The sequence below is a fragment of the Halomonas sp. AOP12-B1-6 genome (assembly GCF_052379225.1).
GTDB classification, from domain to species: Bacteria; Pseudomonadota; Gammaproteobacteria; order Pseudomonadales; family Halomonadaceae; genus Vreelandella; species Vreelandella casei.
This window is the reverse complement of sequence record NZ_JBQSYK010000004.1, coordinates 310,188-334,166: the sequence shown is the minus strand read 5'-3', so window position 1 is coordinate 334,166 and position 23,979 is coordinate 310,188. Positions and strand designations below refer to the sequence as shown.

22 protein-coding genes are annotated in these 23,979 nt (G+C 51.9%); 10 read left to right on the top strand and 12 right to left on the bottom strand.

Features of this window, described 5'->3' with window-relative positions:
• Window positions 1-42 precede the first annotated feature (42 nt).
• The 3 genes from ACT3TR_RS14180 to rarD all read right to left on the bottom strand — a co-directional run bounded on the left by ACT3TR_RS14180 (window position 43) and on the right by rarD (window position 4,164).
• Window positions 43-1,206, bottom strand: a complete 1,164-nt coding sequence (locus ACT3TR_RS14180; protein WP_444625409.1) for a TAXI family TRAP transporter solute-binding subunit — start codon at window positions 1,204-1,206, stop codon at window positions 43-45.
• Window positions 1,207-1,473: 267 nt separating this feature from the next.
• A complete protein-coding gene (locus ACT3TR_RS14175) occupies window positions 1,474-3,174 on the bottom strand; it encodes a SulP family inorganic anion transporter (protein ID WP_096279926.1) in 1,701 nt (566 codons plus the stop codon).
• Window positions 3,175-3,255: 81 nt separating this feature from the next.
• Window positions 3,256-4,164, bottom strand: a complete 909-nt coding sequence (rarD, locus tag ACT3TR_RS14170; RefSeq protein WP_096279928.1) for an EamA family transporter RarD — start codon at window positions 4,162-4,164, stop codon at window positions 3,256-3,258.
• A 70-nt stretch (window positions 4,165-4,234) separates the two neighbouring features.
• Here rarD and ACT3TR_RS14165 point away from each other — a divergent pair, with 70 nt between their 5' ends.
• Both ACT3TR_RS14165 and ACT3TR_RS14160 read left to right on the top strand, forming a co-directional pair.
• Window positions 4,235-5,050: an amidohydrolase gene (locus ACT3TR_RS14165; protein WP_444625410.1), complete on the top strand. Its 816-nt coding sequence runs from the start codon at window positions 4,235-4,237 to the stop codon at window positions 5,048-5,050.
• On the top strand, window positions 5,050-5,754 hold the full coding sequence (locus ACT3TR_RS14160) for a pseudouridine synthase (protein WP_096282354.1): 705 nt from the start codon (window positions 5,050-5,052) through the stop codon (window positions 5,752-5,754). Before ACT3TR_RS14165 ends, ACT3TR_RS14160 begins: the two co-directional genes overlap by 1 nt.
• A 245-nt stretch (window positions 5,755-5,999) precedes the next feature.
• On the opposite strand, the gene ACT3TR_RS14155 is transcribed toward ACT3TR_RS14160, so the two are convergent.
• The 6 genes from ACT3TR_RS14155 to gloB all read right to left on the bottom strand — a co-directional run bounded on the left by ACT3TR_RS14155 (window position 6,000) and on the right by gloB (window position 13,881).
• Window positions 6,000-7,586, bottom strand: coding sequence for an ABC transporter ATP-binding protein (locus ACT3TR_RS14155; RefSeq protein ID WP_441686745.1), 1,587 nt, complete (start codon window positions 7,584-7,586; stop codon window positions 6,000-6,002).
• A complete protein-coding gene (locus tag ACT3TR_RS14150; RefSeq protein ID WP_444625411.1) occupies window positions 7,579-8,661 on the bottom strand; it encodes an ABC transporter permease in 1,083 nt (360 codons plus the stop codon). Before ACT3TR_RS14150 ends, ACT3TR_RS14155 begins: the two co-directional genes overlap by 8 nt.
• Before the next feature lie 2 nt (window positions 8,662-8,663).
• Window positions 8,664-9,737 carry a microcin C ABC transporter permease YejB gene (locus tag ACT3TR_RS14145; RefSeq protein ID WP_096279936.1) on the bottom strand — a complete coding sequence of 358 codons (1,074 nt, stop codon included), beginning with the start codon at window positions 9,735-9,737 and terminating at the stop codon, window positions 8,664-8,666.
• A gap of 49 nt (window positions 9,738-9,786) precedes the next feature.
• A complete protein-coding gene (locus tag ACT3TR_RS14140; protein WP_444625412.1) occupies window positions 9,787-11,742 on the bottom strand; it encodes an extracellular solute-binding protein in 1,956 nt (651 codons plus the stop codon).
• Between the two features lie 120 nt (window positions 11,743-11,862).
• A complete protein-coding gene (locus tag ACT3TR_RS14135; RefSeq protein WP_096279941.1) occupies window positions 11,863-13,083 on the bottom strand; it encodes a transglycosylase SLT domain-containing protein in 1,221 nt (406 codons plus the stop codon).
• Between the two features lie 30 nt (window positions 13,084-13,113).
• Window positions 13,114-13,881 (bottom strand): hydroxyacylglutathione hydrolase, encoded by a 768-nt coding sequence (gene gloB, locus ACT3TR_RS14130; RefSeq protein ID WP_096279943.1) that lies wholly within the window; start codon window positions 13,879-13,881, stop codon window positions 13,114-13,116.
• Window positions 13,882-14,023: 142 nt separating this feature from the next.
• On the opposite strand from gloB, the gene ACT3TR_RS14125 reads away from it, so the two are divergent.
• Genes ACT3TR_RS14125 through nudC form a run of 4 tightly spaced genes read left to right on the top strand, consistent with a single transcriptional unit; the run spans window position 14,024 to window position 16,808 of the window.
• Window positions 14,024-14,836: a class I SAM-dependent methyltransferase gene (locus ACT3TR_RS14125; RefSeq protein WP_444625413.1), complete on the top strand. Its 813-nt coding sequence runs from the start codon at window positions 14,024-14,026 to the stop codon at window positions 14,834-14,836.
• The gene (rnhA, locus tag ACT3TR_RS14120) at window positions 14,829-15,299 is read left to right on the top strand and encodes a ribonuclease HI (RefSeq protein WP_096279947.1); all 471 of its coding nucleotides are present in this window, start codon (window positions 14,829-14,831) and stop codon (window positions 15,297-15,299) included. Before ACT3TR_RS14125 ends, rnhA begins: the two co-directional genes overlap by 8 nt.
• The gene (gene dnaQ, locus ACT3TR_RS14115; RefSeq protein ID WP_444625414.1) at window positions 15,299-16,036 is read left to right on the top strand and encodes a DNA polymerase III subunit epsilon; all 738 of its coding nucleotides are present in this window, start codon (window positions 15,299-15,301) and stop codon (window positions 16,034-16,036) included. The genes rnhA and dnaQ overlap by 1 nt, the downstream gene beginning before the upstream one ends.
• Window positions 16,029-16,808, top strand: a complete 780-nt coding sequence (gene nudC / locus ACT3TR_RS14110) for an NAD(+) diphosphatase (protein ID WP_444625415.1) — start codon at window positions 16,029-16,031, stop codon at window positions 16,806-16,808. The genes dnaQ and nudC overlap by 8 nt, the downstream gene beginning before the upstream one ends.
• A 24-nt stretch (window positions 16,809-16,832) precedes the next feature.
• Here nudC and ACT3TR_RS14105 read toward each other — a convergent pair whose 3' ends face one another.
• Entirely contained in the window at window positions 16,833-17,144 is a 312-nt protein-coding gene (locus tag ACT3TR_RS14105) for an SCP2 sterol-binding domain-containing protein (protein WP_444625416.1), read from the bottom strand.
• A 186-nt stretch (window positions 17,145-17,330) separates the two neighbouring features.
• Here ACT3TR_RS14105 and sohB point away from each other — a divergent pair, with 186 nt between their 5' ends.
• Window positions 17,331-18,374 (top strand): protease SohB, encoded by a 1,044-nt coding sequence (gene sohB / locus ACT3TR_RS14100; RefSeq protein ID WP_444625417.1) that lies wholly within the window; start codon window positions 17,331-17,333, stop codon window positions 18,372-18,374.
• Window positions 18,375-18,377: 3 nt separating this feature from the next.
• Here the strand turns inward: sohB and ACT3TR_RS14095 are convergent, their stop codons facing one another.
• Complete coding sequence (locus ACT3TR_RS14095) at window positions 18,378-18,698, bottom strand: ArsR/SmtB family transcription factor (RefSeq protein ID WP_444625418.1); 321 nt, start codon at window positions 18,696-18,698, stop codon at window positions 18,378-18,380.
• Window positions 18,699-18,958: 260 nt separating this feature from the next.
• Between ACT3TR_RS14095 and ACT3TR_RS14090 the strand changes: the two genes are divergently transcribed.
• The 3 genes from ACT3TR_RS14090 to ACT3TR_RS14080 all read left to right on the top strand — a co-directional run bounded on the left by ACT3TR_RS14090 (window position 18,959) and on the right by ACT3TR_RS14080 (window position 22,557).
• Complete coding sequence (locus ACT3TR_RS14090; protein WP_444625419.1) at window positions 18,959-20,899, top strand: propionyl-CoA synthetase; 1,941 nt, start codon at window positions 18,959-18,961, stop codon at window positions 20,897-20,899.
• A 143-nt stretch (window positions 20,900-21,042) separates the two neighbouring features.
• On the top strand, window positions 21,043-21,711 hold the full coding sequence (locus ACT3TR_RS14085) for a 7-cyano-7-deazaguanine/7-aminomethyl-7-deazaguanine transporter (protein WP_096279963.1): 669 nt from the start codon (window positions 21,043-21,045) through the stop codon (window positions 21,709-21,711).
• 42 nt (window positions 21,712-21,753) lie between these two features.
• The gene (locus ACT3TR_RS14080) at window positions 21,754-22,557 is read left to right on the top strand and encodes an alpha/beta fold hydrolase (protein ID WP_444625420.1); all 804 of its coding nucleotides are present in this window, start codon (window positions 21,754-21,756) and stop codon (window positions 22,555-22,557) included.
• A 12-nt stretch (window positions 22,558-22,569) separates the two neighbouring features.
• On the opposite strand, the gene ACT3TR_RS14075 is transcribed toward ACT3TR_RS14080, so the two are convergent.
• The gene (locus ACT3TR_RS14075) at window positions 22,570-23,955 is read right to left on the bottom strand and encodes an exonuclease domain-containing protein (RefSeq protein ID WP_444625421.1); all 1,386 of its coding nucleotides are present in this window, start codon (window positions 23,953-23,955) and stop codon (window positions 22,570-22,572) included.
• Between the last annotated feature and the right edge of the window lie 24 nt (window positions 23,956-23,979).

The following is a 23,979-nucleotide window of genomic DNA, read 5'->3' as shown; positions in this document are numbered from 1 at the left end:
CCGTCGATCAGCAAAGGGCGGCCAGTGCCGCCCCGTGGCGTTTTACTCAAAGATTGGTTCGAAGCCCGCATCATTTAATGCGCTGGCGCGAGCCTGCATCCAATCAGCCGTAAACATATCAGCATCATCGCTGGGCGCATCTTCCATAAAGCTTTCCCAGGCCATTAATAGAACGTTTTGGCGCTCTACTAATTCGTCTTGATGGGCCTGCATTTCATCCGTCCATACATCGATTTCTTTGTAATACTCCACCACGGCATCGTGGAACGGCACTACCCATTGAAGATCTTGCGACTCTAAGGCATAGCCCAAAGCGCCAGGCGCATTGTCTTTGTAGTCATCAAAATTTTCCTGAAGGGCCTTAATCAATCCATAGGCGACTTTGTCATCCAGGTCTTGATTGGCAACCACGATTGGATAAGGGTAGCTTGCGCTGGGCAGCGGATTGTCGACGCTAATGTCGCCAGCGCCAGAGGTCACTTCATGAGGGCGGAAATAGGGTGCGACTTCTGCCATGCGCTCCCAGCCTGCTGCATCGTTGGGATCTAACACCGGCCAACTGATACCGCGGGGGCTGCTGGCAAGCTGCTGTGCTGGCGGCGTCACCGTGGTGGTAAATGAGGCGTCCACATCGCCGGCGATAATGCCGTCAAATGAGCGGCCGTAGCCTGGGTAGTCAACACGCTCGACGTCATCCCAGGTAAGACCACCGAAGGCCAAATAAGCTTCTGTGCCTTTATTTAAGGCGTCATCACCACGGATATAAGCGATGCGCTTGCCTGCCAAATCAGCTGGTGTTTCGACGTCTAAATCACCGGCCACCGCAAGGGAAAGCCCAAAAGACGCTGTTGAGGTGGTGATGATACGCAGCGGCTGAGGACCCCAATCGCGGTCGGCAAACATCATCACGCCTTCAGCGCCGTAATAGCTGGCGATGCCACAGGCGCAAAGGTCAACGCGCCCCTGTTTAAGAGGTGTCATGCGAGATACGTCGTTATCACCAGGCAGGATACGTACCGATGAGTCATATTTATTCTGCAGCATATTGCCGATAGCGACGGCTTGCGCGTAGCCGCTGGAGTTGGTGCCATAGGCAGTCCAAGCCATGGTGCTGGGAAGCTCAACTTCACTGGCATGGCTTACCGCTGCGCCCAGTAGTGATAAAGGTAATGCAGCGAGGAGTAGGCGATGAGCAAATGGATGCATTGGAATGCTCCTTTATTGTGTTGTGATGACGGCAGTGGTTACGTTTTGTTACTTCGTGTTTTGCTGTGCGGTATTGTGTTTTGCTAAGTGGTCGGCTGATAGTAGAGAAGCCGCTAGGCTGCTGTCAATGACGTTCTGGTGAACTGATCTAGCGCTTAACAGACAGATATAAAAAAACCAGGCGATGGCCTGGTTTCTGAATGACATAGCTTTCAATGAAATAGCTTTCAGAGACGTGCTTTGAATAACGCTTTTGTTTTGGGAAAATTAGGAGAATTCACGCCAGGCAGCGTAGGTGCTCAAAAAAACGCGGCCAGTAAGCGCCTCTAAAAAGTCACTTTTTTTGAGCTGGTCCATGACAGGCCCTTTCACTTCAGATAAATGCAGTTTTACGTCAGAGTCTTTTAAGCGCGCGTTAATAGCGTCCAGGCTTTCTAGCGCCGACGCATCGATCAAATTAACCGCTGAACAGATCAATACCACGTGTTCAAGCTCAGGATGGCTAGCCACTAGGTTATAAACGGTATCTTCCAAATAGCGGGCATTGGCAAAATAAAGGCTCTCATCTATTCGCAGCAGGGCTGCATTGCTAGCTGTTTCTACATCATGGCGTGCGGTATTTCTAAAGTGCTCGGTCCCCGGCACTCGGCCCACCAAAGCGCTGTGCGGGCGACTGGTACGATATAAAAACAGCGCAATTGAGAGCGTGACGCCACTAATGATGCCTGCTTCGACGCCTTCACCCAGCGTGAGCACAATGGTGACTGCCATGGCGGCAAAGTCGCTACGTGAGTAGCGCCAAGTCTGGCGCAGCATGGGAATATCGACGAGGGTTAAAATCGAGACGGTAATCGTCGCCGCCAGGGTCGCAATAGGTAAATGATAGAGCCAGCCGGTAAACGACATCGTTACTAATGCAATGCCTAGCGCTGCAAAGGCGCCCGCTGCGGGTGTTTGCGCGCCTGCATCGTAGTTAATGACTGTTCGTGATAGGCCGCCGGTAACCGGCATGCCGCTTGTAAAACCTGCAGCAAGATTGCAGGCACCTAAGCCGACTAACTCTTGGTTAGGTGAAATGCGCTGACGCCGCTTAGCCGCCAACATTTGCCCCATCGATACCGATTCAACAAAACCCACTAAGCTAATCAGCAGCGCTGGAATTAACAGCGACTGCCAAAGTGAATAGTCGCCCCAGGGGAAGCTAAGTGCGGGCAGCCCATTAGGAATATCGCCCACCACCGCCACGCCCGCGCCGGCTAATTGCCAGTGCCAGGTTATTAAGGTAGTAATCACTACTGCAAATACCGGCCCAGCTTTGGCGCAAAGATCTGCCAGGAAAAGGGGGAAACCTACTTTATGTAGTGTGGCTTTACCGCGCAGGCGCATCGTAATCAAAAAAATCAAGGTGCCACTACCAATCAGTAAGGTAGATAAATTGTAAGTGGCTAGGTTAGGTACTAACGTAAATAGGCGCTCAACCAGCGTGAAGCCGCTACTTTCAACACCTAATAAGCTGCCCAGCTGGCTTACCGCAATCAAAATGCCGGAAGCGGTTAAAAAACCCGAAATGACCGGATGACTAAGAAAGTTACTGAAAAAGCCCATCTTCAGCAGACCCATCACCATCAACATGCCGCCTGAGAGCAATGACAGTATCAGCGCTGCCTGTAAATACGTTTCCGTGCCCGTTGCCGCCACCGAAGAGAGTGCCGCACCGGTCATTAGCGCGATGATAGCAACCGGCCCAACCGCAAGCGTTTTGCTGGTACCAAATAGGGTATAGATGAGCTGCGGGAGAATACTGGCGTAAAGACCAACGACGGCAGGTAGCCCTGCTAATAGCGCATAGGCGAGCGATTGAGGAATGACCATCACGGTGACGATCAACCCCGCTAACACGTCGGCCCCCAGTAGTCGCTTATGATAATGAGGGAGCCACGTCAGAATGGGCAAATAGCGCTTTAGCATGGATTCCAGGCGTTGTAGATGGGGCAGAAGATTAAGGGTAAGTGATATTTCATTTTGTTGCAGCGCTTATATGCAATGGTTTTAACTAGCCGCCATATTACCCGGGCGGGATTGCCATGCAGACCATGAATAAAGCGCGAGCCCTATCCAGATAAGCACAAAGGTCACAAGTTGGATAACGCCTAGGGGCTCACCGAATACGGTTAAGGCAATCAGAAATTGGATGCTGGGATTGATATACATTAGAAAGCCCAGCGTCGCCAAACGAAGCCGGCGTGCGGCGCCAGCAAAAGCCATTAAGGGAAGAGCGGTCAAAGCCCCGCTGGCAATGAGCAAGCTGGTAGATGAGGCATTTTGTAAAAAATGTGAGCTGCCGTTCCAGCTAAGCCACGTTAATGCGATAAGTGCCAGAGGGAAGAGCAGCAACGTCTCGACAAACAGCCCCGATAAACCGTCCAGCGGCACCTGTTTGCGAAACAGCCCGTAGCTACCGAAACTGAGTGCCAGCATCAGGCTAATCCAAGGCAGTTCGCCAATCACCATGAACTGCGTGGCAATCGCTGCACTGGCCAAGCCCAGCGCGACCAGCTGCAGTTTAGCCATCACTTCTCGCAGCACTAAAACACCTAGCGCAACGTTAACTAGAGGTGTCAGAAAGTAGCCCAAGCTTGCCTGCAGTACCTGCTTGGATTCCACTGCATATATATAAATTCCCCAGTTAAAGGCAATCAATAGCGCGCAGGCCAACACGCGGCCCAAGCGTTTAGGCTCGCTAAGCGCGGCGACAACCGGGGACCAGCGACGTAATACGGTGATGAGGCCGACTAAAAACAAGCACGCCCAAATGATGCGATGAATTAATATTTCAAAGGCGGGAACACCGTCAAACAAGGCAAAAAATAATGGGAAACATCCCCACATTACATAGGCGGTGAGCCCAAACATAACGCCTTTGACTGCTTCAGGATCGCGTGTTGATGTGGGAAGCATGGCAGCCTCATTATTTAAAGATGCTAATCTAGCATAAACTTTGAAATAACACTGGCAATGGAGGTGTTGAATGAGCGAACTACGAACCAGTTTAGTGCAGTGCGATTTGCGTTGGGAGGATCCTCAGGCAAATCATGCACATCTTGAACAGTTATTGGGTGAGCTGGACAGCCGCGATACGGATCTAATTGTCTTGCCGGAAATGTTTGCCACCGGTTTTACCATGAACTCGCGTGAAATGGCCCAGCCAATGGCGGAAAGCACCAGCATTGCCTGGCTTCAGGCGCAAGCGAAAACTCGCCAGTGTGTGATGACTGGCAGCGTAGCGATTGAAGAGCAGGGGGCATTTTTTAACCGTTTAATTTGGGCGACACCTGACGGTGAAATCACTTATTACGATAAGCGTCATCTATTTCGTATGGCCGGCGAGCATGAGCGCTATGGCATGGGAGTAGAGCGCAATATCGTTAAGCTAAAGGGTTTTAAACTGCTGCTAAGTGTCTGCTACGATTTGCGCTTTCCGGTTTGGATGAGGCAGCAGCCAGCAGAAGGGGAGCATTTCGAGTATGATGCCCTTCTCTGTGTCGCTAACTGGCCAGCACCGCGACGCCACCCTTGGCGTACGCTGCTGCAAGCCCGGGCGGTAGAAAACTTAAGCTATGTCATTGGTGTTAATCGCGTTGGAGAAGATGCTAAGGGGCTTGCCTACAGCGGCGATTCCTTATTGGTCGACTTCAAAGGCGAACCGCTAATTGATCACCCCGCCCATACCCCGTTTATAGAAACGGGCACGTTGGATAAAACTGCCCTTGATGCTTTTCGTGAAAAATTCCCTGCTTGGCAAGATGCCGATCGTTTTGAGCTGCTGTCAGGAGTGGGTCAATGATGCGCCTTGATCGATTTTTAAGTGAAACCTCTCCGTTAACCCGTAGCCTAGCCAAGCGGGCACTGAAAAACGGTGAAGTCACCTTGAACGGTGAGCCCATTAAACAGTCGGCGACCCAGATTGATACGGATAACGATGTCGTCGTACTCAACGGCGAACGGCTGGCGCTCGTTGGCATTCGCTATATTATGCTGCATAAGCCAGTGGACGTTGAATGTAACGCCCGCCGTGGGCTCTATCCAAGGGTGATCGACTTGATAGATCTACCCAAAGCCGAGCGCTTGCAGCCAGTAGGGCGCTTGGATGTAGATACCACCGGCTTGCTGCTATTAACCGATGACGGTCACTGGTCGCACCGCGTTACGTCACCACGCCACCGCTGTGGCAAAGTGTATATCGCTGAGCTAGCTGAGCCGATGGAAGGCTCAGCCGCGGATTGGGCGATTAATCAAGTTGCTGATGGCTTAATGCTTGATGGTGAGGAAACGCTGACCCAGCCCGCTGTGTTACGACTCCTTTCGCCCACTCAGGCAGAACTCACCATTACGGAAGGGCGCTACCACCAGGTAAAGCGTATGTTTGCTGCATTAGGCAATCACGTGAATTCGCTGCATCGTAGTTCGATCGGTGATGTTGCATTGGATGAGAATCTGGCCCCAGGCGAATGGCGTGAATTAACCGAAGCCGAAATTGCCAGCTTCTAAGTAGAGGCTTTTACTTGCTGGTGTGACTTCAAATTTTAAATGCCGAAATAGTTTAAGCCGCTTCCCTTGTTAGGGGCGCGGCTTTGTTATGCTTAGGGCTAATGCAGTGATACTTGAGTAGATGATTTATACCGTTATCTCGTATAACAATGAAATTAACAAAAACGTGCCCGCAGGCGAAAAGGTATGGCTTCTAGCGTTAGAGCTACCCGCTTAACGTCGCGCGATTTCGGATAATAAGTCCCCTAGCTTGTTAAGTGAGCCGCTGAAATCAGTGCCTGAGTATAAGAATGCTGTGGGGATACAAGTACATCCAGGCAATCACCTTGCTCAACCACTTCACCATCTTTAAGCACCATGATGCGATGAGCCATGGCACGAATAACGGCTAAATCGTGGCTAATAAATAGATAGCTTAACTGGCGGCGAGCTTGAAGGTCGCGCAGCAGCGTCACTAGCTGCTTTTGAACGGTTCGGTCTAATGCTGAGGTTGGCTCATCAAGCACTAGAAGCTCTGGCTCTAAAATGATTGCTCTGGCCACTGCAATGCGCTGGCGCTGGCCGCCGGAAAATTCATGTGGATAACGAGCAGCGCAGCTTTCCGGTAATCCCACCTCACGCAGGGTCTGATTAACCCGCTGATTGACCTCTGCATCAGTCAGGTGAGGATAGTGAAAGCGCAGCCCCTCACTTACGATGTCAAACACCGGCATCCTTGGGGAGAGCGCGCCATAAGGATCTTGGAACACCATCTGCAGACGGTGGCGATGACGCCGCAATGCGTTGCCGGTTAGGCTGCTTAATTTATCGTTGCCAAGGATGACCTCGCCTTGGCTCGCAACCAGACGCATGACCGCTGATGCCAGCGTGGTTTTACCTGAACCCGACTCACCCACAATACCTAAGGTTTCGCCTGGTGCGATATAAAAGTCAATCGGATGAACGGCCACAAAATCAGGGCGCTGCGGTTTAAACAAGCCCGTTTTAGCGCGCTTAAAACTGACACTTAGCTTACGGGCAGTAAGTACTGGGGCCGCGTGTTTAATGGCCTGCGGCCGACCTTCTGGCTCGGCGGCCAGCAGCGCTTTGGTATAATCGCTTTGTGGGTGCTCAAAGACCTGCTCAACTGACCCTATTTCTTGTATACGCCCCTGATACATCACGCAGATGCGATCAGCATGGCGGCGTACCAGGTTTAGGTCATGGCTGATAAACAGCATGCCCATTCCGTGGTGATCGCGTAGTTCGCGCAGCAAAGCAAGGATCTCTTGCTGCACCGTCACATCCAGGGCGGTGGTGGGCTCGTCGGCTATCAGCAGTAATGGATTGTTAGCAATCGCCATGGCAATCATCACGCGCTGACGCTGTCCGCCTGAAAGCTGATGGGGCCAAGCATCAAGCAACTCGTCCGGGCGCGGTAGTTTTACTTGCTCAAGCAGCACTTTGCTACGCTGACGTGCCGCTTGGCCGCTGAGACCTTGATGTAGGCGCAGAGCTTCTCCGATCTGCTTGCCAACGCGATGAAGAGGATTAAGCGAGGTCATGGGTTCTTGAAAGATAAACCCGACCTGATTGCCGCGAATGCCGTTCCACTGTCTGGGCGTTAAGTTGGCAAGATTCGTCTCTCCCAGCCAGCGCTCGCCTTGAATAGTGGCATTGTTGGGCAGTAAATTAGCGATGCCTAGCGCAGAGACCGATTTACCCGAACCAGATTCGCCAACGATAGCCAGGGTTTCCCCCGCGTTGAGGGTGAGCGACAGCGAGTGGACGACTTGGTGGCCATCGAAAGCGACGTCTATATTTTCAAGGCGCAGGAGCGGGTTATTAGACATGTTGAGTCTCTTTGCTAGGACCTGCTGGGCGCTGGGACTGCTGCACGTGACGAGGGTCAAACGCATCACGTAGGCCTTCGCCAATAAATACCAACAGCGAAAGCATTACTGCTAGCGTCATAAATGCGGTAATGCCCAGCCAAGGGGCATGCAGGTTATTTTTACCCTGTGCCGCCAGCTCGCCCAATGAAGGGGCGCCCGGCGGGAGGCCAAATCCAAGGAAATCCAAGGCTGTCAGGGTGCCGATGGCGCCGGTGAATAAAAAAGGAATAAAGGTAAGCGTCGCGACCATCGCGTTAGGTAGCACGTGGCGCCACATGATTAAGCGTGATGGGAGCCCCATTGCTTTCGCTGAGCGCACGTACTCCAGATTGCGCGCCCGCAGGAATTCGGCGCGGACAATATCCACTAAGCCTAGCCATGAAAACAGCAGCATAATCCCTAGCAGCCACCAGAAACCTGGCTGAACAAAGCTGGCTAAAATAATCAGTAAGAATAATACCGGTAAGCCTGACCAAATTTCAGTCACGCGCTGGCCGATTAGATCCACTTTACCGCCAAAGTAGCCCTGCACACCGCCCGCAAAAACGCCAATGATGAGTGACCCTGCGGTGAGCACTAGCGCAAACGCAACGGAAAGGCGAAACCCATAGATCACGCGTGCTAATACATCGCGGCCTTGATCATCAGTTCCCAGCAGATGGCGGCGGTCCGGCGGTGCAGGCGAGGGCTGCGTCATATACATATCAAGCGTTTGATAAGAGAAAGGGTTCGCCGGCCACAGCGCCCAGCCGTGGTCATCAATTTGCTGCTGAATGAAGGGATCTAGATAGTCGGTGCGTGTAGGCAGAAAACCACCAAATTCGGTTTCCGGGTAGTCCACCAGCAAGGGAACGTACCACTGGCCTTCGTAGTGCATGACAATGGGCTTGTCGTTAGCAATAAGCTCTGCAAACAGGCTGACAATAAATAGCGCGCCAAATAGCCAAAGGGAAATGCGGGCACGGCGATTGGCTTTAAACGCGGCCAGGCGGCGGCGAGTAATAGGTGATAAGCGTGACGATAGTAAGGCCATTATCACGACTCCCGGGTTGAAAAGTCGATACGCGGATCTACCCACACGTAGGTCAGATCGGAAATCAGCTTGAGAATTAGTCCGATCACGGTGTACAAAAACAAAGTGCCGAAAATAACCGGATAGTCCCGTTGCATTACCGCCTCAAAGCCAAGTAGGCCCAGGCCGTCAAGCGAGAAGATAACTTCGATCAATAGTGCGCCGGTGAAGAAGATACCGATCATCGCGGAAGGCAGGCCCGCGATAATGATGAGCATGGCATTACGAAAGACATGCCCATAAAGCACGCGACGTTCATCGGCGCCTTTTGCGCGAGCGGTAATTACATATTGTTTGTGAATCTCATCAAGGAAGCTGTTTTTGGTCAGCATGGTGAGGGTGGCAAAACTGCCAATAGCAGCAGCGATGACCGGTAGCGTGATATGCCAGAAATAGTCTTTCACTTTACCCAGTATCGATAGCTGGTCAAAGTCAGGTGAGGTTAAGCCGCGTAACGGGAACAGGTCCCAATAGGTGCCGCCGGCAAAAAGAACAATCAATAGGATTGCAAACAAAAAGCCGGGGATGGCGTAGCCGACAATGACGAGTCCCGATGACCAGACATCAAAACGAGAGCCATGGCGCAGTGCTTTCTGAATGCCTAATGGAATGGAGATTAAATACACCAGTAGTGTCGTCCAAAGGCCAAGCGATATAGAGACGGGAAGGCGCTCGATCATCAATTCGATCACGGGTCGGTCACGAAAAAAACTAGTGCCAAAATCAAGGCTAAGATAGTCTGCCATCATGCCGATAAAGCGTTCGTGTGCGGGCTTGTCAAAACCGAACTGCTGTTCTAGCTGTTCGATAAAACGTGGGTCAATGCCGCGTGCACCGCGGGAATCGTCGCTAATCTGCACGTCCGCACCGCCCATGTCTAAACGGGTGCTAGCCATGGCGTCGGCACCTTCAAAACGCGCTAGCATTTGATCAATGGGCCCGCCTGGCGCCGCTTGAACAATCATAAAATTGAGTAGCATGATCCCTAATAGGGTCGGGATCATTAACAGCAGTCGGCGAAGGGTATAGCGGGCCACAGATCACTCCACGAATGTTTGACAATAAGCCGTTGCTATTAAGTCGGGGTCAGCGGCGGCGCTGCAGTTCTATTTCACGATCGGTGTCGACCCACCATGCATCCAGATCCATGCCGTAGGCGGGAAAAGGTTCGCGATAGCCAAATTTATCCCACACCGCAATGCGCTTTTCGCCGGAATGGTAATGAGGAATAACGTAAAACCCCCAGCGCAAAACGCGGTCGAGCGCGCGCGTAGCGGTATCAAGTTCTGCGCGCCCGTCTGCGCGAATCAACGTTTCCACCAGCGAATCTATCGCTGGATTAGCCAGTGACATGCGGTTGCGGCTTTGCGGAGCCTCTGCGGCGGCGCTGGTCCAATAATCGCGCTGCTCATTACCCGGATTGTTCGACTGAGGGAAGTGGCTAATCACTATGTCATAGTCATAATTGCGCTGCCGGTTTAAATACTGATTGATATCAACGATACGCAGTGATGTTTGTACACCAAGGCGGGCCATGTTGCGCAACATAGGCTGCACAACGCGTTCCAGCGCCGAGTCGTAGAGCAGCACTTCCAGACTTAAAGGCTCCCCCGTTTGTTGATTAACCAGCACGCCGTCTTCTACCGCGTAACCGGCCTCACGTAGCAGCGAAAGTGCTAAGCGAAGGCGTTCACGCAGGTCAGTCGGGGTATTAATTGGCAATGCTTCAGTGAATAAGCGGTCAGAGTGAAGTGAGGATTCAAGCTCTTCACGTAAGGGCTCTAGCAGTGCAAGCTCCTCTTCAGAAGGCAGGCCGGTGGCTTCCATCTCTGAATTTTGGAAAAAACTTTCGGTACGCTTATAAGCATCGTAAAAAATATTGGTGTTCAACCAGGGAAAATCGAAAGTGAGGCTAAGCGCTTCACGTACCCGGGGATCTTGAAATTTCTGTTGACGCAGGTTGAACACAAAGGCCTGCATCATTGAAGGGTTGACGTCAGGAATGGTTAGGCGTTTCACCAAGCCTTCTTCATAGGCAGGGAAGTCGTAACCAATGGCCCAGGTGGCTGCGCGTGCGTCCTCACGAAAGTCGGTTAGCCCTGCCTTAAATGCTTCCCAGGCGATGTCGCGGTCGCGGTAATAGTCATAAACAATGCGATCAATGTTGTAACGCCCAACGTTGACCGGTAAATCTTTACCCCAGTAGTTCTCATCGCTCTGAAACGTAATTCGCCGACCGGGATCCACGTCACTAATGCGATAAGGGCCGGAGCCAGGGTGTGCTACGAGTGTCGGCGACGTAAATTCGTGCTGCTCCCAATAGTGGCGGGGCAGTATAGGCAGCTGTGCAACGATTAATGGTAGTTCTCTAGATTCGGTATCGTTAAAGGTAAAACGCACCTGATGCTCGTTGAGTGCTATCACCTCTTCCACGCCCGCATAGTAGCTGGCGTAAAACGGGTTACCTTTTTCACGTAATAGGTTAAGCGTGAAAACAACGTCGTACGCGGTGACGGGCTCGCCATCCTGGAAACGTGCTTCTGGGCGCAGGTCAAACTCAATCCAGTGCCGATCAGGATCAAGACGCACGCCTTCTGCAAGCAGGCCGTAAAGACTAAACGGTTCGCCGGGGTTACTGGCCATCAGTGTGTCGTAAATTTGTGAAATGCCGCTGGCGGGGGTGCCTCGAATAATAAACGGATTGATAGAGTCGAAGCTTGCGCCTACTGCTGTATGCGTAATTGTGCCACCTTTGGGGGCATGGGGATTTACATGCGGAAAGTAGGCAAAGTCCTCGGGGAGCTCGGGGCTATCATAGAGCGATAGCCCATGAACCGTTTCCACCGGCACTACGTTGTTTTCATCAGTATTTAGATCACCGACAACGCTATTTCTATCAACGCTGATTCTATCAACGCTGTTTTTAGCAACGTAGGAGGGCGCCTCGGTATCAGGCGTTTGCTCTATCGCGAGCGCCGATACATTGAAAACTAAGCAGCTGACGAATAACAACGTTTTCGCAAAAAATACACCACGCGGCATTGGTGATTTCCTATGTGAAAAAAGCCTACTGTTATGACAATGCTATCAGTACGGTATGATCAATGGCTGCTTAAAAACAACGATTATTCTAAACGCTGACGATTTTTACTCGGCATAGTGTCAGCGCTCTGAAAGCGTCAGTAATTGGCCAGGCTGTAGAGCGCCGGGCCGATCAATCGCATTCCAGCGTATTAGGTCTTGCTGGTTGATATTATACTGGGCCGCGATCGCTGAAAGGCTGTCGCCTCGCTCAACGCGATGTGTCTCGCTACTAGCGTTTTGCGCGAATGCCGGGCTATTGCCTTGTGCCAATTGAGCCAACACTTGAGCATCGACCTCTTCAGGGACTAGCAGCGTCTGAGCACTACGCGGATCAATGCTGCCATTAAGCAGGCCGGGGTTCAGCTCCGCCAGTGCAGTTTGGCTTACATCTAGCAACTGAGAAGCTTCAGAAAGGCTCACCGCATGGGCTAGCTGCACTTTTGCAAACGCTGGATCAGAGTGGATCTCAGGCAAAATGACACCGTAACGTTCTGGATCATTGATAATCGTTGCGATGGCTTTTAGCTTAGGCACGTATTGCATAGTTTCATATGGCAGGGAAAGGTCCCAGTAACCGCCGTTTAAACCCTGGTCCTGGGCCTGGTGCTGAGCACGATTGACAGTCCCAGCACCGGCATTGTAAGCGGCCAATGAAAGCATTAAATCACCTTCATACCACTGGTCAGCCTGCATTTCTAAGTAGTCAAGTGCCGCATCGGTAGATGTTACAACGTCTAACCGACCATCATAGTTGCCGTTGCGCACTAGGCCTAATGCGTCGCCGGTACCGGGCATAAACTGCCAAAGGCCAGCGGCTCCACGATGGCTTTTGGCAGCGGGGTCAAACGAGCTTTCTACAAAGGGAATTAGAGCAACTTCGCCCGGAAGACCACGCTCGCTTACCTGTTGGCTAATCCAGGCAAGCCAGGGTGTTGCGCGTTCAGTGATGGTGGCGATATTTTCTGGGCTTGACTGATAGTGCTCAATCCACGCATCTACCCTTGCTTGGGCATCTGCTGAGAGCGGGGCATCTTGCCATTGGAAGCTTTTACGTAGCGTTGTCCAGGCGTCTTGAGGCTCTAGCTCCAAAGCTTCCCAAAAATGCGACTGGAAAGCTGAGGGGCTTGGTGTAGCATCCGGCATGCCAGTATTTGCAGCATATTGCGCGGTGGCGGTAGACGATGTTGATGCTTCATACGCCGATGCCTGAGAACTTGCAGCGGCGGCTAAAATTAGGCCCATAATGACGGAGCTGCCAGCGCTCAGCATCAAGCGCTGGCGAATCGTTCGATAGGTCATAGTTGCATTCGTTTCGTTTCGATAGCGTTATTAAAAACGGTTCTTCCACTCACGTAGAGTAGTGAACGTAGCGAGATCATTATCATTAATACCCTGAGTGCCAGCTGCTTGGCGCACGCTATCGGTGGCCACGCGTAAGTAGGGATTAATTTTCAGCTCGCGTCCTATCGTGCTGGGTAAGGTCGGGCGATCCAGTGCCCTGGCCTTTTCACACTCCTGTAAGGCGTGTTTGACATCATCATTATCAGGGTCCGCAGCACGAGCAAACGCAAGATTCGCTTGTGTGTACTCATGGGCTGCAAAGACCAGCGTATCTTCTGGGAGTTCCGCAAATTGTTTCAACGCTGTGAACATTTGTTCCGGAGTGCCTTCAAATAAACGGCCACAGCCAGCGCAGAAAAGTGTGTCACCACAAAACAGCAGGGCAGGGATGCCCGGCGTAAAATAGCTGATATGGTCAAGCGTGTGGCCGGGCGTCGCCATGACTTCAAATAACCGCCCCATAATGCGGATTTGGTCGCCATCCTCCACAAACTCATCAATACCTTGAATGGTGGGGTTGTTGGGGCCGATCACATGCGGAGAATAACGTTTGATCAATTCGGCTAGGCCGCCGGTATGATCATGATGGTGATGAGTAATCAGAATGCTCTCTAGGCGTAGCGACTCTCGCTCCAGAAACTCGATTACAGGGGCGGCTTCACCCGGGTCCACCACGCAAACGTTTTGACTGGTATCTTGTCTTAATAGCCAAATATAGTTGTCGCTAAGGGCTGGAATCGGTGTCACGCTCATCATCGGCGAGATCCTTTAAGTGTCAAAAAATAGAGCTGGTAAAAAGAACGTATAAATGTAAAACGCAGCTAAAAATGCAAAACATGGCGCTAAATTGGTGCTTAAAAGGCGCTAAAAGCCGTTACTTTGGAGGGAAGTGCTGTTCATGTCAAATTCGACGACGGCTACAACACTCGCCAAGCGCTTGATAAATAGCCAGACGTATTGGCAAAGCGAGGCCGGTCGCTCGCTTTGGGAGTCTCAGCGGGCGTGTCTTGGACCTGTGGCTGAAACGCGAGTGGGAGGGCACAGTTTGGAAATGGGCATGGGGCCTGCAATGCTGACAATGTCAGCCATTCCGCATGCCATACGCTGGTCGCCAACTCGCCAGCTAGCGCATTCAGATACGACCTTGGTGTGCCCGCCTGATCAACTGGCACTGCCAGACCGCTGTTTAGACGTGATGGTTATTCACCACTGGCTTGAGCATCTGCCGGATGCTCATCTGACGCTCAAAGAGGCTGCTCGGGTAACCGCTGATAATGGCATTTTAGTGCTTTTTGGCTTTAATCCTATTGGCGTCAGTGGGCTTGTCCGCCAGTTGCGTAAACGCCAGCAGCAGTACCCTTGGAGTGGCGACTGGCGTTCGTCGAACCGTCTTCGCGACTGGTTGGCGTTTGTCGACTTTGATGTTCAGCGCGTAGACTATTGCTGCTTTAGAGGGCGCATAAACGCCAAGTGTGGTGAGTATTGGGAGTCTTTGGGGCGTCGGCATAACCTGCCACTCGGTGAAAGCTATATGATTCTTGCCCGGCGCAAGCAGCGCCAGGCGCCCGTTCAGCGCCTGAGATTTGGATTAAAAGCACCGGCGTCTCCGGCGTCATTAGGCGTTACCCGCTCTGGCTCATCCGCTCACTTGCAATCCTATCAAGAGCATCAGGCTCCAACGCATTCAAAGAGAGATCAAGAGATTGACTAATAAGGCTGCCGAGCACCTACCCTGTGTGACGGTGTATACCGATGGCGCTTGCCGGGGTAATCCTGGCCCCGGTGGCTGGGGCGTCGTGCTGGCGAGTGGTGAGCATGAAAAGACCTTAAAAGGCTATGAGGCAGATACGACTAATAACCGTATGGAATTGATGGCCGCGATTATGGCGCTACGCACACTCAATACACGCTGCGAAGTGGCGCTGTGGACTGACTCTCAGTACGTGCGCCAAGGTATCACTCAGTGGATTCATAACTGGATCAAGCGGGGGTGGAAAACTGCCGCCAAGCAGCCAGTTAAAAATGCCGAGCTATGGAAAACCCTTCACGAAGAGACTCAGCGCCATCAAGTGGCGTGGCATTGGGTGAAAGGGCATAGCGGCCATCCCGGCAATGAGCACGCCGACACGCTGGCCAATGAGGCTATCGATGAGCACCAGAAGAGGAAAGTGTGATGCGGCAAGTCATCTTAGATACTGAAACGACGGGTATTGACCCTAAAGATGGGCATCGCTTAGTTGAGATTGGTGCCGTGGAGATGGTTAATCGTCGTTTCACTGGACGTACCTACCACCAGTATATAAATCCTGAGCGTCATATCGATGCTGAAGTAGTGGCTATTCACGGTATTGATAACGCTAAAATAGCCAATGAGCCGGTGTTTGCCAAAATAGCCGATGAGTTTTGGGCATTTATTGATGGCGCTGAGCTGGTGATCCATAACGCGCCCTTTGACGTGGGCTTTATAGATCATGAGCTCGGCATGCTAAATAAGCATCGCAGCGGTTTGTCATTAGGGCCTGTTCGTGAGCACTGCGGCGTTCTTGATACGCTGACGATGGCTAGGAAAATGCACCCTGGTCAGCGCAATAGCCTTGATGCGCTGTGCAAACGCTACGATATTGATAATGGTCATCGCGTGCTGCACGGCGCTTTGCTAGACGCCGAAATCCTCGCTGACGTATACCTAGCGATGACGGGCGGGCAGACGGCGCTGACATTAGATGCCGCCTCTGCCTCCGAGCAGCAGCAAACCGACACCTCTAGTGAAGGGCTGTCGATTCAACGTTTAACGCTAACGCCCGGTCAACTGAGCGTGGTTCGCCCCACCGAGCAGGAACAAGCAGCGCATGAAGCTAAGTGTGAAGCACACCAGCTGACTTGGTTTGAGGACGCAAGTAACGATGCTTAGGCGAGAAATTCCCTATGATGAGCAGGCAGGGCGTGTTATTCGGCTATCACGTAGCTTATTGGCGCCTGCTCCGTTAAGCGGCAGTGATCAACTCACTCCGTTACAGCCTTTTCAGCCCTGGACCGAGCAGATGCAGCCGCTGTGCTATTGGGATGATGAACCCGTAGCCCTGCTTGTGGATCCCCAGGCTGAAAGTGGTTGGATTGATGGTCGTCAGTGGATGAGCGAGCTGCCCACCGCATGGTTTAGCCTGCTATCGACAGCCTTACAGGTAGGCGCATGGTTAGAAAATCATCGTTTCTGTAGCCGCTGTGGGGCTTCTGCCACCAAACTGGCTGCCGAATTTGCGATGCACTGCAACGCCTGCGGACATCGTAATTATCCGCGCATTTCGCCGTGCATTATTACCTTGGTGACCAGCGGCGAGGCGATGCTACTTGCCCGCAGCCCGCGTTTTCCGCCGGGCCGCTATTCGACCCTGGCTGGGTTTATTGAGCCAGGTGAGTCTGCAGAAGAGGCCGTGCATCGAGAGGTATTTGAGGAAGTGGGGGTGCATATTGATCAACTACGCTACCACCAAAGTCAGGCGTGGCCTTTCCCTCATTCACTGATGTTTGGCTACTTTGCCGAAGCAACGACGCGACGCATACGTATTGACGGTGTCGAAATCAGCGATGCGGCGTGGTTTTCCCCTCGTCAGCTGCCGTCTTTGCCACCGCCGTATTCGATATCGCGTGAACTTATCGAGACACATTTAGCACGCTGGCGCTGAAGAACGCCGCGTGCTTAAACTTGCTTACTTGCTAGGAAACAGGCTGGTCAGTTTAGTGGCCAGCATCACATTGCCGGTTGCTTTTAGCTTTCCAGTCATGAACGCAGTCATGCCGTTGATGTCACCACTCATGATGCCTTTCAGCGTCTCGGTGCTTAGGCTTAAGCTGACGGAAGGGTCATCGTGTTCGCCTTCTTGAACATCAAGCGCGCCATCTTGAATGTTCAGATAGTGGCTGCCCGCATCTGAGAAATGAAATTGAAAAATTTCGTTCATCCCCTTGGCGGCTTCTGGATTGAAACGTGCTTTCAGCTTATCAAGGGTAGTCGTTGACATCATAAATCTCGCAAGTAAGTAGATAAATTAGCTTAAGGTTATCGATAGTAGTTCAAAGAAACAATCGGATATGGGACGAGACTATTTCATACGCGCGTTTCAATCAAGCGCTACAATTATGCGTCTTTAGGATACATGTGAGCACTGTCTCTGTTTTAGAATTTAATTACCTAGTGGAGAACGTAAATGAGTGAATGGGTTGCAGAATTAGGTACGTTTTTAGTCCAGACAGCCATCGTGATAGCGATGCTGGTGATTGGTTTATTGCTCGTAACTCGCTCTAGGCAAGCTAAAGAGCGTGGTCTGACGCTTCGTGTTGAGCCGCTTAATGACCAGCGATTGGATCGTAGCCGCCGCCTGCGTTTGGCCACTGCACTGCCTTCTGCGCGTAAAAAGCTGCTAAAAACATTTCGTCAAAATGAGAAAAAGCGCTTAAAGGTTCAAAGAAACGATCAACAAGCGCCACCAGCATCTCGTGTATGGGTGTTGGATTTTCATGGTGATTTAAAAGCCTCACAAACCGAGCATTTTGCTCAAGAGATCTCCGCTATTATCGACGTAGCTAGTGAAGAGGATGAAGTGGTGATCCGGCTGGAGTCAGCGGGCGGCTTAGTGCATGCCTATGGCTTAGCGGCTGCACAGATGGACCGGCTAAGTGCTGCAGGCCTTATTACGACGGTATGCATCGATAAAGTGGCGGCCAGCGGTGGCTATATGATGGCCTGTACCGCGCAGCATATTAAGGCTGCTCCTTTTGCTGTTATTGGATCGATAGGCGTTGTGGCGCAGGTGCCTAACATCCATAGACTGCTCAAAAAGCACGATATTGATGTCGAGTTGCTAACCGCGGGAAAATATAAGCGTACGTTGACCGTACTTGGTGAAAATACCGAAGAAGGCAAAGACAAGTTCTTGGATGATTTAGAGAACACCCATCGATTATTTAAACACTATGTTGCAGAGCGTCGTCCCACCATGGACATTGACTCGCTGGCCACCGGTGAAATTTGGTACGGCAGTGAGGCATTGCCCCAGCTGCTTGTCGATAGCGTAGGGACCAGCGAAGCCTATTTGACAGAGCGTATGGCGCAGGTACAGGTTTATACCGTCAAGCTTGAGGCGCCTAAAACAATGGGCCGGAAGCTTGGCTTAGCCGTTTCAGCGGGTGTCGAAACAGCAGCGCTCAAGGCACTGGGACTGATCGAGGCGGCTGGATGGCAGCGCCGCTAGCACTCATTCTGAGTAGTGGTGCGCCAACGTAGCAAGAATGGCTTTGGCGCTTTCACTGCTTAATGAATAGTAGATGGTTTGTGATTCTCGGCGTGTGCTGACCAACTCATCACGCCTCAATATCGCTAAATGTTGGGATAGAGCTGACTGACTCAAGGCAAGCTGTTGATTTATTTGAGTAACTGACAGCTCTTTTTCAGCAAGTAAGCACAGTATTTGTAAGCGTTTTTCGTTTGCCAATGCTTTCAGTAAGCTGGTTCCCGCCTCAATAGCTCGGCAGTTGTGTTCAAGCAAACGTGTCGCGGCGCTTGTAGAAGCAGACATAGTGATCTCCTCGCCTACACTGTTACATAAGCTTATTTATATACATTGTTATAATTTATCTCGGCATCGTCGCGTCGCGAAGATCAAGTTGTTTAATGATCAGTAATTTAGCGAGTTTTGTCCAAGGCTTTGTTTAACGGTTTATCAATGGTAAGTCCTTTGGTGCATTGTCGACAATAGAAGGGGTGTTGCATCCTTCTATGGCACGTTAGCCGATAGTATGAGGGTGCTAAGGCGATTTACTTTATACAGTGTCAACAATGCGTTTGCATAATAACGATGAGAACACTATGAGTCGCTACCACAATGCTTTCCAGCAGTCGGTTGAACACCCTGAAACATTTTGGGCCGAGGAGGCTAAACGTATCCCCTGGTACACGATGCCCCGCACGATACTCAGCTATGACGATCAGCATCACGCACGCTGGTTCAGCGATGGAGAAATGAACCTTTGCTATGCAGCTTTGGATTACCACGTTGAGCAGGGCAGAGGTGATCAAGCGGCCATTTTCTGGGATTCCCCCGCCACGCAGTCTAAGCAAACTATCAGCTATCGGGACTTGCGTGATCGCGTCGCTCATTTCGCCGGTGCCTTAGCCCAGCTAGGCGTTGAAAAGGGTGATCGTGTCATTATTTATATGCCTATGATTCCCGAGGCATTGATTGCGATGTATGCCTGTGCACGGTTGGGGGCAGTTCATTCGGTCGTCTTTGGGGGCTTTGCACCCCATGAGCTGGCCGCACGTATTGAAGACGCTGAGCCCAAGGTGGTGGTTGCCGCCTCGTGTGGCATCGAACTAGGTAAAGTGCTGCCTTATAAACCGATGATTGATCAGGCGATTACTCTCAGTGCTCATAAGCCAAACGCTTGTGTCGTTTACCAGCGCGCAGCGCATCAGGCACCGCTAGGCGCTAACGACTATGACTGGGATCATTTAGTCGCAGGAGCGCCATTTGCCGATTGTGTCCCGGTGAAGGGTACTGACCCGCTCTATATACTTTACACCTCAGGTACGACCGGTAAGCCCAAGGGTGTGGTGCGTGACACCGGTGGATACGCGGTGGCATTGGCGTATTCAATGGAAGCTATTTATGCCATGAAGCCCGGTGAAGTGTTTTTCACCGCATCCGATGTAGGCTGGGTGGTCGGCCACTCTTATATTGTTTACGCCCCCTTACTGCTGGGTTGCACGACTGTTGTATATGAAGGTAAGCCGGTTAAAACACCCGATGCAGGCAGCTTCTGGCGTTTAATTGAAGAGTATAAAGTCACCAGCTTCTTCACGGCGCCCACTGCATTCAGGGCAATGAAAAAAGAAGATCCCGATGCCGAGCTGCTGAAAAAATATGATATCAGTAGTCTGAAGCATCTTTACGTCGCCGGTGAGCGGCTTGATCCTCCGACGTTTCATTGGCTTGATGACTTGCTTGAAGTGCCGGTTATTGATCACTGGTGGCAAACTGAAACCGGCTGGCCGATTGCGGCAAATTTGCCTGGTATCGAACCGATGCTGACCAAAGCCGGTTCCGCGACGTACCCTGTACCAGGTTTCAATGTGCAGGTGCTTAACCGCGAAGGAGACCAAGCTGAGCCTATGGAGCAGGGCAGTGTCGTCATTAAGCAGCCGATGCCTCCAGGCTGCTTAATTGGCGTATGGCGAGACCCTCAGCGTTTCCACTCGGCGTATATGGCGGCGTTTCCCGGCTACTATTTAACCGGTGATGGCGGCTATTTTGATGAGCAGGGCTATTTGTTTATTATGGGCCGTACCGACGATGTTATTAATGTTGCAGGGCATCGGCTTTCTACTGGAGAGATAGAAGAAGTGGTGGGTGCACATCCTGCCGTCGCAGAGTGTGCGGTAATTGGTATTCATGATGAGCTGAAAGGGCAACTGCCTATCGGGCTGGTGATTCCCAAAGATGGCTTCACAGGCGATGAGGCGACTCTGGAGGCAGAGCTAATCGCTCGAGTTCGTGAGCACATTGGGCCTATTGCCTGTTTCAAGCAGGTGTTAGTGGTTGATCGATTACCTAAAACTCGCTCGGGTAAGATCTTGAGAAAGCTGCTGCGTACGATTGCTGATGGAAAAGAGTTTGGTATTCCTTCTACCATTGATGACCCTGCTAGCTTGGCCGATATTCATACGACTATGCGCCAGCGTTCGGTGGGTGCCGCCGACAAAGCCACGCCGCTTTGATTGATGCCATACGCCGCTCACGTAGTTGAGCGGCTTTCATTGCGCGGTAGAAGCCGTATAATGCTGCTCCCTAGCGCCACCTTGCGCTAATGACCTCGAGGGTTCCCTAACCCCTCTTCTTATGTACAAAAAGGCTTATCGACATGTTCGCATTGAGTGACGCTCAGCACCGCCGCTGCTTATTAGTAATGGTGGCCTTTCACATTGGCATTATTGCCGCCAGTAATTATCTTGTTCAGTTGCCGTTTACACTGTTTGGATTTCATACCACCTGGGGAGCCTTCAGCTTTCCGTTTATTTTTTTAGCCACTGATTTAACAGTGCGCTTATTTGGCAAAGGGCCCGCCCGCGCTATCATTCTTCGCGTTATGCTTCCTGCCCTGGTGGTGTCCTACGTGGTCTCAGTTGTGTTTCCACGGGGGAGCTTTGCCGGTATTGCAGCGCTTTCTGAATGGAATCTATTTGTCGCTCGCATCGCGCTCGCTAGCTTCTTAGCCTATGTGATAGGTCAGCTGCTTGATGTCCAGGTGTTTGACCGTTTACGCCAGTTATCCTGGTGGGTCGCGCCAGTGTGTTCAACGGTGCTGGGTAACCTTGCCGATACGTTCGCATTTTTCTCTACGGCGTTTTACAACAGCCCTGATCCGTTTATGGCGGCCCATTGGGTTGAAATTGCCGCCGTCGACTATGCAATCAAATTAGCGATCAGCCTGTTATTCTTCTTGCCACTGTATGGCCTGCTACTCGCCTGGTTATCGCGCCGTTTAGTTGTTTGGACAGGGCAGGTAGATAGCGTGCCGCGCACTGCCTAAAAACATTGTTTGTAAAAACATTGCTAAGACATAGGAGCTTGCATGACTGACGCTGCCATCGTTGATCTCCACTGTATTGATATGCCCGCTGATGAGAATGCCTCTGACGCTACTCCGCTGGTGATAATTCACGGTTTGCTAGGAAGTGCTGACAACTGGCGCTCGCATTTGAAAGCGTGGCAGCGCTCGCGTCGGGTCATTGCTGTCGACCTGCGCAACCATGGCAGGTCTCCTCATGCTGAGGGCATGCGCTACGCAATGATGGCGGACGATGTTATAGCACTGCTCGACAGCCTTTCAATTGAGCGTGCGCATGTGCTGGGCCACTCAATGGGGGGCAAAGTAGCAATGAGCTTGGCCCGCCTAGCACCTGAGCGGGTTGTTTCGCTGATCGTTGCCGACATAGCGCCAGTCGCGTATGAGCATGGCCACGATGATGTGTTTGCCGCACTCGAAAGCGTTCGTGAAGGTAAGCCTAAAACGCGCAGTGAGGCCGATGTAATGTTGGGCGAACATGTCGACTCTCGCCCCACGCGGCTTTTCTTAGCGACTAACCTGGTGCGTAACGACGATAACGTGATGGCGTTAAGAGTGGGGCTAGATCAGATCAAACGGGGTTATAGCGATATTATTGGCGAGCCGGACGGTGAGCAACCCTACGAAGGGCCGACGCTGGTGCTGCGTGGGGCTGATTCCCCTTATGTCGCTGACGCCATGCTACCCGCACTACGTGCGGTAATGCCCAGCGCACGCGTCGTAACGCTTAAAAATGCCGGTCATTGGCTGCACGCCGATCAGCCTGAGGCTTTCCAGCAGGCCGTTGAGATTTTTTTAAACGCTCAATAAGCGAGATGGCGATCAAAGCTCTGTAACGGTAAGTCCATATTGCTCTGGATGACGCAAAAAACGGTTTAAAATTCGATAGCTATCAACATCAAAGAGCGTAGGGGTATCGGCTAACGCTCTGGCTTGTTCAATGCTCGCCGCGCTACCGAGGTAGCACCACTGGCGAACCACGTGCCAGGCAGGAGGGGAGTTGCCTGTCGGGCGCTCTTCAATAGCAATGCTGCCAGACCAAGGCCATGCATTGATTTGCAGTTGCTGTAACGCGCCCTTTGCGCGCTGTGTGTGAACAGCTATGGGCTCTTGCCCGTTACACGCTCCATTGCACTTGCCCAGCTGGTTAGCAAAACAGCGGCCCTTTCCCTTCTCAAGTCCCATAACGCGTGGGCAAAGCTGGTGTTCCTCAACGATTGAGCGAAGTGCCTTCTTAGCATCCGTTGCATTGCGAAATAAACCATACAGCTTTTTACTCTGTGGTTGGTTGAGGGCGCTACCGCTAATGAGCTCGGGGCAGTTTGCGCCTTCCGGCCAATGCCAGGTCGCCAGTTTTCCCTGTTTGCGTAGCTGCCGATTCATAATGGGCATTAATCTTTTCACTAGCTGCGCTTCGCGCAATTGAGCGCCTAGGTCGCCGGCTGTCTCCTCCCATTCAATCTGCTGAACCTGTTGCGCCAAGCGCATCTCTTTATCGTCCTGGTGGTCACGCTGAAAGTGGCCCAGCACGCGGCTGCGCAGATTAATGCTTTTACCCACGTAGAGTGGTAGTCGATTGTGGCCATAAAATAAATAAACACCCGGCGTGGCGGGTAATCCTTCGAGTTGAGCGCTATCAAGATGCGCAGGCAGCGTGCGGTGGCGCTGCTCTTCATTAAGAAGGTTCTGCCACGTATCGGTACTGTGTCCCTTCTGCCAGGCCTGCCATAGCGACCACAGCGCATTGACATCGTCGCCAGCCCGATGATGGCGAAGGGGAATGATATCGTAACGGCTGAGTAATGCTTTGAGATTATGCTGCCGCTCTTGAGGCGCTAATCGCCGCGACATGCGTAGCGTGCAGATAATCGATGTGCGGTAATCCAGACCTGCGCGTTTAAATTCGTTGCGTAAAAAACTGTAGTCAAAGCGTGCGTTATGCGCGACTAAATGCCCATCGCCAAGCCACTCGCGCAGCGGCTTAGCTATCTGCACAAATCGTGGGGCGCTGCTTAGCATGCGATCGTCTATACCGGTCAACTGGCTAATTTGTGCCGGTACCTTACCCTCTGGGTAGATCAAGCTCGACCAACGATCAATCACCTCGCCGTTAGCAATTTTTAAGGCCGCTATTTCGGTAATACGGTCACGTGTCGCGCGTGTTCCCGTTGTTTCTAAATCAATAAAAATGAGGGCGGTTTCGCTCATGCGACTCCCAAGCGATAAGTAAGC

Bases quoted from the DNA above. Each gene is read 5' to 3' on its own strand.
- ACT3TR_RS14105 (WP_444625416.1), bottom strand. From the start codon at position 17,144: ATGTCAACGACTACCCTTGATAAGCTGAAAGCACGTTTCAATCCAGAA.
- ACT3TR_RS14080 (WP_444625420.1), top strand. From the start codon at position 21,754: ATGACTGACGCTGCCATCGTTGATCTCCACTGTATTGATATGCCCGCT.
- gloB (WP_096279943.1), bottom strand. From the start codon at position 13,881: ATGATGAGCGTGACACCGATTCCAGCCCTTAGCGACAACTATATTTGG.
- ACT3TR_RS14165 (WP_444625410.1), top strand. From the start codon at position 4,235: ATGAGCGAACTACGAACCAGTTTAGTGCAGTGCGATTTGCGTTGGGAG.
- dnaQ (WP_444625414.1), top strand. From the start codon at position 15,299: ATGCGGCAAGTCATCTTAGATACTGAAACGACGGGTATTGACCCTAAA.
- ACT3TR_RS14125 (WP_444625413.1), top strand. From the start codon at position 14,024: ATGTCAAATTCGACGACGGCTACAACACTCGCCAAGCGCTTGATAAAT.
- ACT3TR_RS14090 (WP_444625419.1), top strand. From the start codon at position 18,959: ATGCGTTTGCATAATAACGATGAGAACACTATGAGTCGCTACCACAAT.
- ACT3TR_RS14150 (WP_444625411.1), bottom strand. From the start codon at position 8,661: ATGGCCTTACTATCGTCACGCTTATCACCTATTACTCGCCGCCGCCTG.
- nudC (WP_444625415.1), top strand. From the start codon at position 16,029: ATGCTTAGGCGAGAAATTCCCTATGATGAGCAGGCAGGGCGTGTTATT.
- ACT3TR_RS14085 (WP_096279963.1), top strand. From the start codon at position 21,043: ATGTTCGCATTGAGTGACGCTCAGCACCGCCGCTGCTTATTAGTAATG.
- ACT3TR_RS14160 (WP_096282354.1), top strand. From the start codon at position 5,050: ATGCGCCTTGATCGATTTTTAAGTGAAACCTCTCCGTTAACCCGTAGC.
- rarD (WP_096279928.1), bottom strand. From the start codon at position 4,164: ATGCTTCCCACATCAACACGCGATCCTGAAGCAGTCAAAGGCGTTATG.
- ACT3TR_RS14180 (WP_444625409.1), bottom strand. From the start codon at position 1,206: ATGCATCCATTTGCTCATCGCCTACTCCTCGCTGCATTACCTTTATCA.
- sohB (WP_444625417.1), top strand. From the start codon at position 17,331: ATGAGTGAATGGGTTGCAGAATTAGGTACGTTTTTAGTCCAGACAGCC.
- ACT3TR_RS14155 (WP_441686745.1), bottom strand. From the start codon at position 7,586: ATGTCTAATAACCCGCTCCTGCGCCTTGAAAATATAGACGTCGCTTTC.
- ACT3TR_RS14075 (WP_444625421.1), bottom strand. From the start codon at position 23,955: ATGAGCGAAACCGCCCTCATTTTTATTGATTTAGAAACAACGGGAACA.
- ACT3TR_RS14140 (WP_444625412.1), bottom strand. From the start codon at position 11,742: ATGCCGCGTGGTGTATTTTTTGCGAAAACGTTGTTATTCGTCAGCTGC.
- ACT3TR_RS14095 (WP_444625418.1), bottom strand. From the start codon at position 18,698: ATGTCTGCTTCTACAAGCGCCGCGACACGTTTGCTTGAACACAACTGC.
- ACT3TR_RS14135 (WP_096279941.1), bottom strand. From the start codon at position 13,083: ATGACCTATCGAACGATTCGCCAGCGCTTGATGCTGAGCGCTGGCAGC.
- ACT3TR_RS14175 (WP_096279926.1), bottom strand. From the start codon at position 3,174: ATGCTAAAGCGCTATTTGCCCATTCTGACGTGGCTCCCTCATTATCAT.